Source organism: Calditerrivibrio sp. (genome assembly GCA_026415135.1).
Taxonomy (GTDB): Bacteria; Chrysiogenota; Deferribacteres; order Deferribacterales; family Calditerrivibrionaceae; genus Calditerrivibrio.
Genome location: JAOAHS010000002.1, coordinates 1 through 14,622 on the forward strand (window position 1 = coordinate 1; position 14,622 = coordinate 14,622).

Consider the following 14,622-nt stretch of genomic DNA (forward strand, 5'->3'; position numbering starts at 1 on the left):
AGCGGGTATAGCTCAGCTGGTAGAGCATCAGCTTCCCAAGCTGAGGGCCGCGGGTTCGAATCCCGTTGCCCGCTTTTTTTATTTATCTTTTTTCTTGAAATCGTTTATACTTTTATAGGCAGTATTTCTTTTTATACCAAAAGTTTTAAGAATTTTTAAGATATCGCTATTAGAAAAACCTTCATTCTTGAGCTTTTCTATTGTTCTATTTAATTCTGATGTATTTTGTAGATCTTTTTTGTGGTCGACGTTGTTATTTATTACTATGACGAATTCTCCTTTAGCTGTTATACTTTTTATAGATTCTGTATCAGTGATATAGTATGTGGTTTCATAAATTTTTGTTAATTCCCGAGAAACGGAGATAGGTGGAATAAAGATTTGTAATAGTTCTTCAAGGGTAGAAATAATTCTATGGGGGGCTTCATATATAACTATAGTGGCTATAACGTTATTCCTAAGGTATTCAAGATACTGTTCTCTATCTTTTTTCTTTGTGGGCAGAAAACCTGTAAAAAAGATTTTATCTGTGGGGAATCCAGATTTTATTGCTGCCGGTACAAAAGCTGTTGGTCCTGGTAGAACTTCAAAATTTATGTTGTGAGTGAGTAATTTTTTTATGAGTAAATTACCTGGATCTGAGATACATGGTGTTCCTGCATCACTGACTAAAGCTATAGATTTGCCCGATTTGAGATGGGTTATTATTTCATCTGACGATTTTTCTTCGTTATCCTTATGGTAGGACAGTAATCTTTTTTTTATTTCAAAATAGTTAAGTAGTTTAAGTGTGTTTCTTGTATCCTCCGAATAAATAATATCAACAGATTTCAGCACTTCTAAAGAGCGCAAAGTGATATCATTTAGATTACCTATCGGAGTGGGAACAATGAAAAGCATTTTTAAAAGAAGGGAAAAGGATTAAATGTCCTTTTCCTATTCTTCACCAAAAACCTCTTCAATATATCTTTCAGCGGATTTAGCAGCCATCGCTCCATCAGAAACTGCGGTGACAACTTGCCTTAACTCTTTAGTTCTAACATCACCTGCTACAAAGATACCTGGAATATTGGTTTTAGTAGATTCATCAGCCTTTATAAAACCGTTTTCATCCATTTCTAAAAGCCCTTTAAAATGCTCAGTATCTGCTATCCATCCTATGAATACAAAAATACCATCTATTCTTAGATCAAATTCTTTTTCTGTTAGTTTGTCTCTTATTGTAAGGGACTCCACCTTTGTTTCACCGTTTACTCTTATTAGTTCGGCATTCCAAATGATGTCTATTTTAGGGTTTTTAAATACCCTATCCTGAAGTATTTTTGCTGCTCTAAACTTATCCCTTCTATGGACAATGTATACTTTTTCGGCAAATCTTGTTAAATAGTTTGCCTCTTCGACGGCGGAATCACCACCGCCTATTACAGCTACTGTTTTACCACGATAAAAAGCTCCGTCGCAGGTGGCACAAAAGGAGATCCCTCTACCTAAAAAGTTTGACTCTCCTGGAATATTCATGTTTTTGGGTTTTGCACCTGCTGCTATTATAACACTTTTTGTTTTGATTTTAATATCATTGTGTTTGAGGGATACGATTTTAATATTACCATCAATATCAATTTTGCAACACTCACCATTTTTTACTTGAACACCGAAATGTAGTGCGTGTTTGTACATCTGTTCAGTTAGATCTCCCCCAGAAATACCATCAGGAAAGCCAGGATAGTTTTCTATTATTTCTGTGATGGCAACTTGACCACCGGGGTAATTTTTTTCTAAAATTAACGCTTTTAAGTTATCCCTTGCAGCATAGATCCCTGCGGTTAGCCCAGCTGGCCCCCCACCTACAATTACAACGTCGTAAAGATCATGAAGATCATCAAAGTTGAAAAAATGTTCCATTTTTACTCCTTACCAAATTTTTGATTCTATTTTACTGCCATATTTGGCTATTAGTATATCAATTAATATCTTTTCAAAAGTTTTCATGGGGATCACTTCTGTATTTACCTTCTCGGCAAATAGTTTTTTACCCAATTCGATCTCTTCGTGAAGGATATCAAAGATATTGTCGTTTTTTATGCCATCTTCTACTTTGTTTTGATTATAAAGGACAATATCAGTAATAATTGTTCTGGCAAGTCTTTTAGCTTTTTCTACATCATCGATTTTGTTCATAGCTTGCTCCTCAATTTTAGATTTATGTCGACCGATCTTGCCTGATGGGTTAACGCACCTATTGAGATATAATCGATTGGCAGGTTACGATATAGTTTTATATTGTCTATGTTTACACCTCCTGAAACCTCTATTTTAGCTCTACCACATATAATTTTTGATGCTTCATTAATATTATCTATGTCAAAATTATCCAGCATAATGATATCTGCACCAGCTTTAACAGCCTCTTTGACTTCATCCAAAGTTCTTGTCTCCACCTCTATTTTTATGGTTATAGGGATATTCTCCCGGATAATGGCAATAGCTTTTGTTATACCACCTAAGGCATCTATATGGTTGTCTTTGAGCATTACACCATCAAACAGCCCAAATCTATGATTGAAGCCTCCTCCTGTTCTTACTGCATATTTTTCTAAGATTCTATGACCTGGAAGAGTTTTTCTCGTATCAATTATTTTTATATTTGTATCTTTAAGTTCGTCTATAAAACGGCGTGTATTAGTGGCAATCCCGGAAAGTCTTTGTAAAAAGTTTAAAGAGACCCTTTCACCTTTTAATATAGAGGATACTTTTCCTTCTATTGTACCGAATATGTCACCTTTTTTTAGGTATGTACCATCTTTGTAATTAAAGGTCACTTTTATATCAGGATCTAATCTATTAAAAACACGTTTTGCTACATCTATCCCACAGAGGATAAAATTCTCTTTTGCTTTATAATCAAATACACCGTATCCGAAATACTCATCAAGGGTAGATGTAGAGATATCTCCTACACCTATGTCCTCTTCCAAAGCCAGATCTATTAATTTATCCAGTAAATGATTGAAAATCATAAGGAAGAAAACCTTTTCAGTGATTCATTTACTTTTTCTAATTTAGCTAGGATCTCTTCTAATTTTTCTTTGTCCTTTTCTATTATCTCCTCTTTTGCTTTTTTAAGGTAATTTTCATTGTTGAGCTTACCATTGTAAATGGAAAAATCTTTTTCGAGGAGTTGTTTCTCTTTCTCGAGTTTTTTTATCTCGGCAGATATATCTACTAAACCTTCTAATGGGATAAATATCGTAAAATCCTTTGATACCTCAACTGCGGCATTTTTTATTTCCTTATCAATATGGGAGATGGATTCTGTTTTTGCTAGATTGGATATAAGTGTTGTGTTGGTTTCTATGAGTGTTTTGATCTCCAGAGAGTCTGTTTTATATAATACTTGAAGCTTGACTGCAGGGGATATATTATACTCCCCTCTTATTGTTCTGATACAGGAAATGAAATCTATAATTGTTTCGACCTTCTTTTTTTCAAAGGGGTATTCTTTTAGGTCTTCTGGGTATTCCTCTAACATGATACTCTCTTTTTTACCAATAAGCTTGTAGATATACTCAGTGAGAAAAGGCATGAAAGGGTGAAGAATGATTAGAGATTTTTCTAAAACATAAAGTGCTGTATCAAGAGCTGAATCTTTGTTATCATTTTTGAAAATCCTCATCTTTATGAACTCAATATACCAATCGCAGAAGTTGAGCCAGAAGAAATGGTAAATTTTGAGTGCAGCTTCGTTAAAATTATAGGTTTCTATAGCTTTTGCAACAAAATCAGCAGTTTCTTTCAATTTTGAAAGGATCCACTTATCTTCATCTTGTAATTTCTCTAATACTGGATTTTTTGGGGTGTAACCTGTAAGATTCATAAGTATGAATCTGGAGGCATTCCATATCTTGTTAACAAAATTGCGATACCCTTCAATCCTGTCTTCAGAAAGCTTAATATCTCTACCCTGCGCAGCTAAAGAGGCAAGGGTAAACCTGAAGGAATCGGCGCCATACTTATCTATGATGGTTAATGGATCTATGACGTTGCCTTTGGATTTACTCATCTTTTGACCATATTGATCCCTTACGAGGGCATGTATATATACATGCTTAAAGGGCTCCTTACCCATAAACTTCATACCCATCATTATCATCCTTGCTACCCAGAAAAAGAGGATATCAAATCCTGTGACAAGACAACTTGTAGGGTAAAATTTTTCGATTGTTTTATTTTTCTCCGGCCACCCCATTGTGCTAAATGGCCATAATGCGGAAGAAAACCATGTATCAAGTACGTCATTATCTTGGTAGATCATTTTGGAACCGCATTTTTCACAACAATCAGGATCGTCTATAACCACTGTTAGATGTTCACAGTTTTCACAATACCATACAGGGATTCTATGCCCCCACCATATCTGCCTTGAGATACACCAGTCCCTTATATTGTACATCCACTCGTAGTAAGTTTTTTCCCAGTTTTGGGGGAAGATCTTTATGCTACCATTTTCTACAGCTCTTATAGCTTCTTCTGCCAATGGCTTTATTTTTACGAACCACTGCATCGATATGCGAGGTTCTACAATAGTTTTACACCTGTAACAACCACCTACTTTGTGGATATGCTTGTGGATTTGATTAATTAGGCCAAGTTGCTCCAATTCTTGTACTATTAGCTTTCTTGCCTCAAACCTATCTTTACCTTTGTATTTGCCACCATTTTCGTTTATAATACCATTTTCATCAAAAATATTTATTTCTGGTAGATTATATTTTTTCCCCAATAAAAAGTCATTGGGGTCATGGGCAGGTGTTACTTTTAAAGCCCCAGTACCAAAATCCATGCTTACATATTCATCTGCTATGATTGGTAGTTCTCGGTTTAGTATTGGTAGAATTGCGGTTTTATCAATGAGATGTGTGTATCTTGTATCCTCTGGATGAACCGCTACCGCTGTATCACCTAACATGGTTTCCGGTCTTGTCGTTGCTATTGTGATAAATTCATCTGAGTCTTTAATAGGATACTTTATCTCGTAAATCAAACCCTCTTTCTCTTCATGCTCTACTTCCAGATCGCTCAGGGCAGTATGACATCGTGGACACCAGTTTACAATATAATTAGATCTATAAATCAATCCCTCTTTATAGAGAGAAACAAAAACTATTCTGACAGCCCTTGATAGCCCTTCATCCATTGTAAACCTTTCTCTATCCCAATCGCAAGCGGTACCTAATCGTTTTAACTGTTTTATGATTGTACCACCAGATTCCTCTTTCCATTGCCAGACTCTTTCGGTAAACTTTTCTCTACCTAAATCATGTCTGGTTTTACCTTCTTGTTGCAACATTTTTTCTACTACATTTTGTGTGGCTATCCCTGCATGATCTGTACCTGGGATCCACATTGTTTCAAACCCTTTAAGCTTATAGTATCTTATAAGGATGTCCTGTAGAGTATTGTTTAATGCGTGTCCCATGTGTAGAGATCCAGTAACGTTGGGTGGAGGGATTACTATGGAATAAGGTGGTTTTTTAGAATTTTCATCTGCATGAAAATATTTTTTTGATTCCCAGTTTTTGTAGATATCCGATTCAAATTCTTCAGGAGAGATTCTTGTGGGTAGGTTGCTATAGTCCATTATTACTCCTTATGAAAGTTTTCTCGCATTCTTAAGCTCTACACCAAGCTCTTGTTGGACTTTTTTGTTCAGATTTTCGATATACTGCTCTAAAATTCTTAGTTTGTAAGATAGATAGCTGGATTCCTTTGGATCATCTGTTAGTCCAGCGCTAATTAACTCTAAAGTGGTTTTTTCTAACTCTGGTAAAAAGAGATTAATATCTTCAAGGCTTTCTTTCACTGTGTTTAATTTCTTTAATTCAGAATCGTTGTTTTTCATAGATTTCAACTCCACAATCTTTCTTCATCATCTTTATCGTCTAACTCTTCAAAGTCTTCATCTATGAAAATCTTGTCAAATACTTCGCCACAGGCTTGACATTCATAGTGATAAATTAACCACTTTTGGTTATCCACCATGAGCTCTGTTGGATCTAGTTCATCCAAATGTTCTTCACCACAGTAGGGGCAAAACGTGGGCTCCATATCAATCTCCCTTATTAATTATAGTAATTTCTCTTTCATTTTGGCTAATTTTTGTGATAAAAACCTCAACATAGCTTTCAATATATCTTTTTAAGTCAAATTTGTCAGCCCATTCTATTGCTATTGTCCAGTTTTTATCAATATAATCAAAAAAGCCGATATTTTCAAGTTCATTTAATGAATCTAATCTATAAAGATCCATGTGGATGAAGACTTCGCTACCATTCAAATATCTGTTTATGATTGTAAAAGTAGGGCTGTTTGCATCATTGAAACCAAGTATTTTGACCAATAGCTTTACAAAAGTAGTTTTGCCCGCTCCAAGCTCACCATTTAGAAATATTTTATTATTCTTGAAAATATCGATGTTATCAATAATAATCTTTTCTAATTCTTCTACGCTATTGATATTGTATTTCATTGATGGTCTTATGGATATTTTTTATTATATCTGTTGCTGTTATTGTTAATTCATTCATTTCTGCGGCAAGTATTCTACCTGTTTCTCCAAAAATGTACACACCAAGCTTTGCAGCATCTATAAGACTAAAGCTCTGGGATACAAAGGAAGCAATAATACCAGTAAGGCAATCCCCGCTTCCACCTTTTGCAAGGGCTGGTATTCCACCTTTGTATACGTAAATGTTACCATCAACATCAGCGATAATGGTTGAAGAGCTTTTTAAAACAACGATGATCCCATTTGCAATAGCAAAACGTCTTGTTTTTTCTATAATATCTTTAAGTAATTCATTTTTTGAGATGGAAAGTAGTCTTGCAAACTCACCAATGTGAGGTGTAATGATTGTTCGATATCTGAGCTTTTCTAAAGGGATATCATTCAAATTGTTTATACCATCTGCATCGATAACTAACTTTATTGCTGTTTGAGCTAATATGTTTTGGAGTAATTTTTTGGCTCCATTTGATACCCCCATGCCGGGGCCTATAGCTAAGACAGATTTATCTGCTAAAAAAGTAATGATCTCTTCTATGTTATTATCATCTAACATATCGTAATCATCTATCGGTAAAGTCATAGCTTCAGGTACAAAGGATGTAAGAACGGAAGATACATACTTAGGTACTATAGATGTGGTCAATCCTGATCCAGTCTTAATGGCTGCAAAAGTGGATATAGTGATTGCTCCAGATTTACCATCGGATCCTCCCAGAAAAACAGTATGACCATAATTACCCTTATGGGATGATGGGTTTCTTTTTGGGATCTTTGGCAAGTTCTTTTTTTCCATGAGAAAGATATAAGGTCCAACCTTCGGTAAAATAAAATCAGGGATTGAGATATCCAATACTTTTACTGAGCCACAATAAGACCTTGCTGGATAGATACAATGGGATATTTTGGGTCTACAAAAAGTAATAGTCCAGTCGGCTTTGATACATTCCCCAATGGGATAAGGCTTACTACCGCTTAAGCCACTCGGGATATCGATGGATATTTTTTTTGCCCTACTGTTATTAATTGTGGTTATTATATTTAGGTATTTTCCTTCAACAGGTCTGTTAAGGCCAGTACCGAAGATTGCGTCTATGATTATATCGTAATTGTCGTGAAAAGTAGAGAAATCAGCGATTTTTATGGGATAGTTTTTTATTATTTCATAGTTTACCTTTGCATCTGGTGTGAACTTTTCCACTGGTTCTATTAAAAAAATTTCTACATCAATACCAAAATTGTATAAATGCCTTGCTATAGCTAGTCCATCTCCTCCATTATTCCCAGGGCCAACAACTATGGCGATCCTTTCCTTGCACAAGCCAAAACTCTTTATGTATTCTGCTGAAGCTCTGGCAGCGTTTTCCATTAGGACAATTGAAGGTGTATTAAGTTCTTCGATGGTAATTTTATCAGCCAGCGACATCTGCTCTGAAGTTAATATCTCCATAAAAGATCAAAATGCTCCTTTTTGCGCAATATATTCATCAACACCTTTTTTAAGCTCATCTATTGTAACAGTCGCCGTGCCTATTTTACCAACTACAATACCAGCGGCAATATTGGCTAAGATGGCAGCCAATCTAAGGGGTGTGTTTAGAGCAAGTAATGCTGAAACCACCGATATGACTGTATCACCTGCTCCAGTGACGTCAAAGACCTCTTTAGCTAATGCAGGAAGATGTTCCATGTGTCCATTTTCAAAGATTGTCATCCCCTTTTCCCCTCTTGTTATTATGAGGGATTTGGAGTTTAATTTTTTTAAGATATGTTTTCCACATTTTTCTAACGATTTTTCATCCTTTATCACTATACCTGTTGCACTGGAGGCCTCTTTATTGTTTGGAGTAAGTGTTGTTACCTCTTTGTAATGGTAAAAATTTTCTATTTTGGGATCAACGGTGACTATTTTGTTGTTTTGCTTACAGATGTCCACCAATTTTTTTATAAGCTTTTTGGTTATCATCCCTTTAGCGTAATCTGATATGATTATACCATCAAAGTCTTGAAGATGTTTTGTTATATACTCTATCACCTGTGTTTCTTTTTTTTCTGAAAGTTTATGGGCAATCTCTTTATCTACTCTTACCACTTGCTGACTATTGGCGATAATCCTTGTTTTTACTGTAGTTGGACGTCCATCATTTATTAGGAATGTTTTTATATTGCGATTATGCATGTAGTTTTCAAGAAATCTTCCTTCTTCGTCGCCACCAATAATACCTATGATGGTGGTATTAACTCCCAATTCCTTTAGGTTTAATGCCACGTTTGCAGCTCCACCAGGCATCTTTTTTTCATGGGTTATGTTTACTACAGGCACAGGGGCTTCTGGGGATATTCTATTTACCTTGCCGTATATAAAGATATCCAGCATTACATCTCCGATGACAAGTAGTTTTACTTCGTGAAGTTTATCTAATAAGTTAAATATTTTATTTTTAGTCATTTTACTATAGTTCCTCTGTGGATTCTACTTTTTTAGCTTCATCTATTAACATGATAGGGATATCATCTCTTATTTCGTAGACCAACTTGCACTTATCACAGATAAGAGCATCTTCATTTTTTGAAAGCCTGATATCCCCTTTACACTTTGGACAGGCTAAAATGTTAAGTAATTCTTTGTTTATACCCATAATCACCTCGTTTTATGTTGCAATTGAAAGCAATTTAGAATATTCTTTACATAAATACAAGAAAAAATTTTGCTATGAGATACTATACACTTAATCAGTATTTTAGAGATAGGTTTGGAGAAAAAGTTTTTAAGATATCCATTAATACTGGTCTGACATGCCCCAATAGGGATGGTAGTAAGGGTTTTGATGGATGTATATATTGTGATAACAGTTCTTTTGTGTTTACCGATGATGTAGGTATTGTTCATCAGGTAAGAAATGGTATTACTAGACTTTTAAAAAAAGGTGTGAAAAAGTTTGCAATATACTTTCAATCCTATTCAAACACTTATTGTAGTGATGAATATTTTTATGCAATGGTAGAAGAATCGCTAATAGATGATAGGATTGTGGCTATTTTTGTTGGTACAAGACCAGATGTGATAAATGACAATAAACTAAAATTTTTGTCTATGCTATCTGAAAAATATGATGTTTTTATAGAATACGGTCTTCAGAGCTCAAAGGATGAAACATTGAAGTTTGTAAAAAGAGGGCATACCGTAAAGGATTTTGAAAAAGCAGTTTACTTGACAAAGTCTTATGGATTAAAAGTAGTTACCCATCTAATTTTTGGACTACCTTATGAAAATAAGAATGATATGATTAATACTGCTTGTTATGTGGCTAAATTGGGTATTGATGGAGTTAAATTTCATCATTTACATATTGTAAAAGGTACAGCCCTTGCTGAAATGTATCTCAACAAACAATTAGGTGATTTTGAGGTTTTAAGTGAGCAGGAGTACATCAAGATCTTGGCTTTTTCTTTAGCCCATTTACCTAAGAATATGATTATTTTAAGATTAGTTGGAGATGCACCTGATAACATGGTTATTGCACCAAAATGGTTAACCAAAAAGAGTCTTTTTATTGAAAAACTAAATAAATTCATGTTAGAGCAAGATCTCTATCAGGGTAAATATTATAATGAAAATCACTATTCTGATCGTTGAGTATCTTTTCAACATTGTAGCTATCTTTCTGATACTTAACATCCTTTCTGGTAGAAGGGATGCCAGGGCTACTTTTTCATGGATTCTTACGCTGATTTTTTTCCCTGTACTGGGTGTTCTTTTTTATCTACTGATTGGTAATCCAAGGCTTAAAAGGATTATAGAGGTAAAATTAAAGAAGACTTTCCATATTGGACGAGCTTTATACACCAAATCCGATCTTATAAACAATAATTTTTGTAATAAGGTATGTACCATCACAAAAAATATGCCGGTATCAATAGAGAATATCGACATTTTAGGGGCAAAAGAGAAGTACGATAGGTTGGCAAGAGATATTTTAAGAGCAAAAAAGCTTATTTTGTTAGAATACTATATTTTTGATACTGATGAAACAGGGGAGTTCTTCATTAATCTATTGATTCATAAACTGAATGAAGGGGTAAAGGTATATCTCCTCTATGATGGCGTAGGTTCTTTTTCATTAGCAATATCTAAATTGATAAAAAAGTTTAGGGAAGCTGGTGGGGAAGCGGTTCCTTTTTTACCTGTGTTTAGGTTAAGAACATTTTCGTTGGTAAATTTTAGAAATCATAGGAAGATCGCTGTAATAGATGGTGTTGTGTGTTACACGGGTGGAGTAAATATAGGTAATGAGTACTTAGGTAAATACGCTGGGATGGAGGAGTGGATAGATTGCCATATAAGGTTAACAGGGGATGTGGTGACGGAATTTATTAAAATTTTTTGTGAGGATTGGTATTATGCCACTAAAAGGGATATTTCTAATGAGATTTTGTTGATGAAAAACAATAAAGTATCTGATATGTATGCCCATGTAATCCCATCTGGTCCAGACCAGGATTTTAATTTTATTTATGAGTCGTTATTATCTGTTTTTATTTCAGCCAAAGAACATGTGACGATAATTACACCATATCTTGTACCTGATGAAACGATCCTAAATGTTTTAAAAAATATATCGCTTTTGGGAGTTGAGGTAAAGATAATCGTTCCAGGTAAAAATAATCATCCCATTGTGGGGGCTGCGGGTAGGTCTTATTATGAGGAATTGATGAGAGCTAAAGTTAAAATATATGAAACTAAATATATGGTACATTCAAAGCTAATTATAGTGGATAGAAATTTTGTTTCAGTGGGTACTGTAAATATGGACAATAGAAGTATGAAGCTCAATTTTGAAGTGAGTGTATTAGTTTATTCCTCTAAGTTTGCTACCAGGATACAGGCTATAGCTGAAGAATATCTCAGTATTTCCATACAGTTGGATGAGGATTATCTTAGAGGAAAGCCTATTTATATGAGGCTTTTTGAGGGTATCTGTAGGGTATTTTCTCCGATATTGTAGGTTGGTATGGAAAATGTTACAATAGATAGCATTATATGCAGTGATATCAAGATTTGTCAGCCTAAAGATGGGTTTCGCTTTACTACTGATTCCCTTTTACTTGTTGGTTTTGTTAAAAATAAACAGTATGGTGAAGTGATAGAGATTGGGGCTGGATCAGGTATAATTTCCGTTCTCTTAGCAAAATTTTTTAAGGTGAAAAAGGTATATGCAATTGAAATAAACAGAGATTACTACGATTGTCTTTGCAGGACAGTCGAATTAAATAGACTTGGAGATATAATTATACCCATCAATAGTGATATAAAGGAATATAGGCATAAAAACAGTGTAGATATGGTTATCAGTAATCCACCTTATAGAAAGGGAGATACCGGCTATAAATCAAAGCATGAAAACAAGGTAGGGGCAAGATTTAGTGATCTTTTAACAGTGGAGGATATATTTGATTTTTCGAAAAGCTATCTTAAAACGGGTGGTTCATTGTACCTATCTTTTATCGCTGATAGGCTTGTGGAAATTATGAATTCAGTCAGAATCTTTAGACTTGAGCCTAAAAGGCTCAAAATACTATTTCCTGATATGGGGAAAAAGGGTAGGGTGGTGTTTGTGGAATACAGAAAAGAGGTGGGGGTTGAGTTGGTTATAGAACCACCAATTTTTCACAATATAAATGGAATAATAAATTATGATTTTCTTAAATATAGCGATGAAAATTGGTGGAAAAATAGGGGTGGTGGCTAATGGCTTATAAAATTTATGTGGATGGGATTGTTCAGGGGGTTGGTTTTAGACCATTTGTTTACAATCTTGCAACTTCTTTGGGTTTAAATGGATATGTGCAGAATAGATCCAGTGGAGTGGTTATATATCTTGAATGTGATAGAAAATGGCTTGAAATTTTTTTATCTGATCTAAAGAATAAAGCTCCAAAAAACAGTAAAGTTATGTCTATCTCTGTACAAGAGACTGAAGATATAGGAGTTAACTGCTTTGAGATTGTTCATTCAGAAAAGGACGTGGGGATAACACTTATACCATCGGATATAGCTATGTGTAAGGATTGTGGAAGAGAGTTGTTTGATCCTTCTGATCGTAGGTATCTATATCCCTTTATAAACTGTACTAATTGTGGACCAAGATATTCAATAATAAAGAGGATTCCTTATGATCGTATAAATACCACCATGTCAACCTTTATTATGTGTAATAGTTGTAAAGAAGAGTATAACGATCAAAATAATAGAAGGTTTCACGCTCAACCAAACTGTTGTCCGGCATGTGGACCAAACGTTTGGTTAGGTGAGATGAAGGGTTTGGATGCCATCAGAAAAGCAGCTTTTCTTATTGATAGTGGTGAGATATTGGCGATTAAGGGGTTGGGGGGATATCACCTTGTTTGCGATGCTACCAATGAGGCTACTATAATCAAGCTTAGAAAATGTAAAAATAGATATTTCAAGCCATTTGCTGTAATGGTGGAGGATTTTGAAAGTATTAGAGGCTATGTTGATGAAGCATTTGAGAGGGATTTTGACTCTATTGAGGCCCCTATAATTATCTTTGATCTAAAGCAAAAGATTCTGCCTGATGTGATCTCTCCAATAAATGGTAGAGTAGGTTTTATGAAAGCTTATACACCTCTTCATAGGATACTTTTTTATTACCTCAATACCAAGTTTATTGTAGCTACCAGTGCAAATAAAAAAGATGAACCTATAGTAATCGATGAAATAACTGCCGAAAAGAAATTAGCCTCTTTTACTAATTTTTTCTTACATCACAACAGGCCTATACATAATCGAGTGGATGATTCTGTTTTTACAATACTGGAGAAGAAATTATATCCTATAAGGGTATCAAGAGGTTTTGCACCTTTACCTATGCTTTTGCCTTTTGAATGTAATTCATCTGTATTTGGAAGTGGAGCAGGTCTAAAAAATCATATATCCCTAACGAAGGGTAAATATGTTATACATAGCCAGTTTATAGGTGATTTGGATAACACTGAATCTGTGGATTTTTATGTAGAAACATACAAAAAATTGGTGGATTTATATTCGATAGAGGTAAACGTGGTTGTTACTGATCTTCATCCGGACTATTATTCTAGTATATTTGGTGAAGGGGTTGCACAGGAAAAAGGGGCTTATTTCTATAAGTTGCAGCATCATAAGGCTCATTTTTATTCGATTATGCTTGAAAGTGGAAGACTTGATAACACTATAGGGGTCATTTTTGATGGTTTAGGAGTTGGAGAAGATGGATCGATATGGGGGGGTGAGATTTTCTATATGAAAGGGGATATTGTTAGGAGATTTCATCTAGCTTATTTTAGGCAAATTGGTGGAGATATGGCAGCTAAAGAGCCTTACAGAATGCTTCTTGGTTATCTTATACAGTTGAATAGCAAATTTATCTATAAAGTGGCTGAATTGTTTAATGTTGAGCATGAGTTGAATCTTATGGAAAAGATGTTGAAGTTAGGTATAAATTCTCCATATACATCAAGTATGGGGCGTTTTTTTGAAGCAGTAGGGGCTTTGTTGGCTGGGCTTAAAAATAATGAGTTCGAGGGGCATGCAGCGATAGTACTTGAATCGATGGTGGGATCAGGTAATCTAAAGACGTACAATTATAGTATAAATGATAATATCATAGATATATCTCAAATATTAGAGGAGATAGTGGCTGATTTTTTTGCTGGATTGGATAAATCTGAAATAGCCCTTAGGTTTCATTATACCATTTCCAAAATTATATTGGATTGTTGTAGTATTATTAGAGCTGAAATCGGTTTAAATGATGTCATGTTTTCTGGAGGAGTATTTCAAAATCTTATTCTCATTAGTATGTCGAAGGAATTACTAGAAAATAATCACTTCAACGTTTACACTCACAGGTTATTACCACCTAACGATGCTAACATATCTGTAGGGCAGGCTTTTTATGGTGTTATGAAAATGGTAAACTTTTAATGGCTGGGGCGGGAGGATTCGAACCCCCGAATGGCGGGACCAAAACCCGCTGCCTTACCAGCTTGGCGACACCCCA

15 protein-coding genes and 2 tRNA genes are annotated in these 14,622 nt (G+C 34.8%); 5 read left to right on the forward strand and 12 right to left on the reverse strand.

The features are described from left to right. Window position 1: 1 nt before the first annotated feature. A tRNA-Gly gene (locus N3C60_00545) sits at window positions 2–74 on the forward strand. A gap of 4 nt (window positions 75–78) precedes the next feature. Here the strand turns inward: N3C60_00545 and rsmI are convergent. Genes rsmI through N3C60_00600 form a run of 11 tightly spaced genes read right to left on the reverse strand, consistent with a single transcriptional unit; the run spans window position 79 to window position 9,201 of the window. Then, complete coding sequence (rsmI, locus tag N3C60_00550) at window positions 79–900, reverse strand: 16S rRNA (cytidine(1402)-2'-O)-methyltransferase (GenBank protein MCX8083401.1); 822 nt, start codon at window positions 898–900, stop codon at window positions 79–81. Between the two features lie 36 nt (window positions 901–936). Then, window positions 937–1,902 (reverse strand): thioredoxin-disulfide reductase, encoded by a 966-nt coding sequence (gene trxB / locus N3C60_00555; GenBank protein ID MCX8083402.1) that lies wholly within the window; start codon window positions 1,900–1,902, stop codon window positions 937–939. Window positions 1,903–1,911: 9 nt separating this feature from the next. Continuing rightward, a complete protein-coding gene (locus tag N3C60_00560) occupies window positions 1,912–2,178 on the reverse strand; it encodes a hypothetical protein (protein MCX8083403.1) in 267 nt (88 codons plus the stop codon). Further along, window positions 2,175–3,017, reverse strand: a complete 843-nt coding sequence (gene nadC, locus N3C60_00565; GenBank protein ID MCX8083404.1) for a carboxylating nicotinate-nucleotide diphosphorylase — start codon at window positions 3,015–3,017, stop codon at window positions 2,175–2,177. Before nadC ends, N3C60_00560 begins: the two co-directional genes overlap by 4 nt. Beyond that, window positions 3,014–5,638: a valine--tRNA ligase gene (locus tag N3C60_00570; GenBank protein MCX8083405.1), complete on the reverse strand. Its 2,625-nt coding sequence runs from the start codon at window positions 5,636–5,638 to the stop codon at window positions 3,014–3,016. The genes nadC and N3C60_00570 overlap by 4 nt, the downstream gene beginning before the upstream one ends. Window positions 5,639–5,647: 9 nt before the next feature. Beyond that, complete coding sequence (locus N3C60_00575) at window positions 5,648–5,899, reverse strand: hypothetical protein (protein MCX8083406.1); 252 nt, start codon at window positions 5,897–5,899, stop codon at window positions 5,648–5,650. Between the two features lie 5 nt (window positions 5,900–5,904). After that, a complete protein-coding gene (locus tag N3C60_00580; protein MCX8083407.1) occupies window positions 5,905–6,105 on the reverse strand; it encodes a hypothetical protein in 201 nt (66 codons plus the stop codon). 1 nt (window position 6,106) lies between these two features. Then, window positions 6,107–6,526: a tRNA (adenosine(37)-N6)-threonylcarbamoyltransferase complex ATPase subunit type 1 TsaE gene (gene tsaE / locus N3C60_00585; protein ID MCX8083408.1), complete on the reverse strand. Its 420-nt coding sequence runs from the start codon at window positions 6,524–6,526 to the stop codon at window positions 6,107–6,109. Beyond that, a complete protein-coding gene (locus N3C60_00590) occupies window positions 6,507–8,012 on the reverse strand; it encodes an NAD(P)H-hydrate dehydratase (GenBank protein MCX8083409.1) in 1,506 nt (501 codons plus the stop codon). The genes tsaE and N3C60_00590 overlap by 20 nt, the downstream gene beginning before the upstream one ends. A gap of 6 nt (window positions 8,013–8,018) precedes the next feature. Then, entirely contained in the window at window positions 8,019–9,011 is a 993-nt protein-coding gene (gene rfaE1 / locus N3C60_00595) for a D-glycero-beta-D-manno-heptose-7-phosphate kinase (GenBank protein MCX8083410.1), read from the reverse strand. 4 nt (window positions 9,012–9,015) lie between these two features. Beyond that, window positions 9,016–9,201 (reverse strand): Trm112 family protein, encoded by a 186-nt coding sequence (locus N3C60_00600; GenBank protein MCX8083411.1) that lies wholly within the window; start codon window positions 9,199–9,201, stop codon window positions 9,016–9,018. A 74-nt stretch (window positions 9,202–9,275) separates the two neighbouring features. Between N3C60_00600 and N3C60_00605 the strand changes: the two genes are divergently transcribed. Genes N3C60_00605 through hypF form a run of 4 tightly spaced genes read left to right on the forward strand, consistent with a single transcriptional unit; the run spans window position 9,276 to window position 14,546 of the window. Next, window positions 9,276–10,199 (forward strand): TIGR01212 family radical SAM protein, encoded by a 924-nt coding sequence (locus N3C60_00605; GenBank protein ID MCX8083412.1) that lies wholly within the window; start codon window positions 9,276–9,278, stop codon window positions 10,197–10,199. Next, complete coding sequence (cls, locus tag N3C60_00610; GenBank protein MCX8083413.1) at window positions 10,174–11,568, forward strand: cardiolipin synthase; 1,395 nt, start codon at window positions 10,174–10,176, stop codon at window positions 11,566–11,568. The genes N3C60_00605 and cls overlap by 26 nt, the downstream gene beginning before the upstream one ends. Window positions 11,569–11,574: 6 nt before the next feature. Further along, entirely contained in the window at window positions 11,575–12,312 is a 738-nt protein-coding gene (locus N3C60_00615; GenBank protein MCX8083414.1) for a methyltransferase, read from the forward strand. Beyond that, window positions 12,312–14,546: a carbamoyltransferase HypF gene (hypF, locus tag N3C60_00620; GenBank protein ID MCX8083415.1), complete on the forward strand. Its 2,235-nt coding sequence runs from the start codon at window positions 12,312–12,314 to the stop codon at window positions 14,544–14,546. Before N3C60_00615 ends, hypF begins: the two co-directional genes overlap by 1 nt. On the opposite strand, the gene N3C60_00625 is transcribed toward hypF, so the two are convergent. Next, window positions 14,547–14,622: transfer RNA gene (locus N3C60_00625), tRNA-Gln, on the reverse strand. It lies immediately after the preceding gene.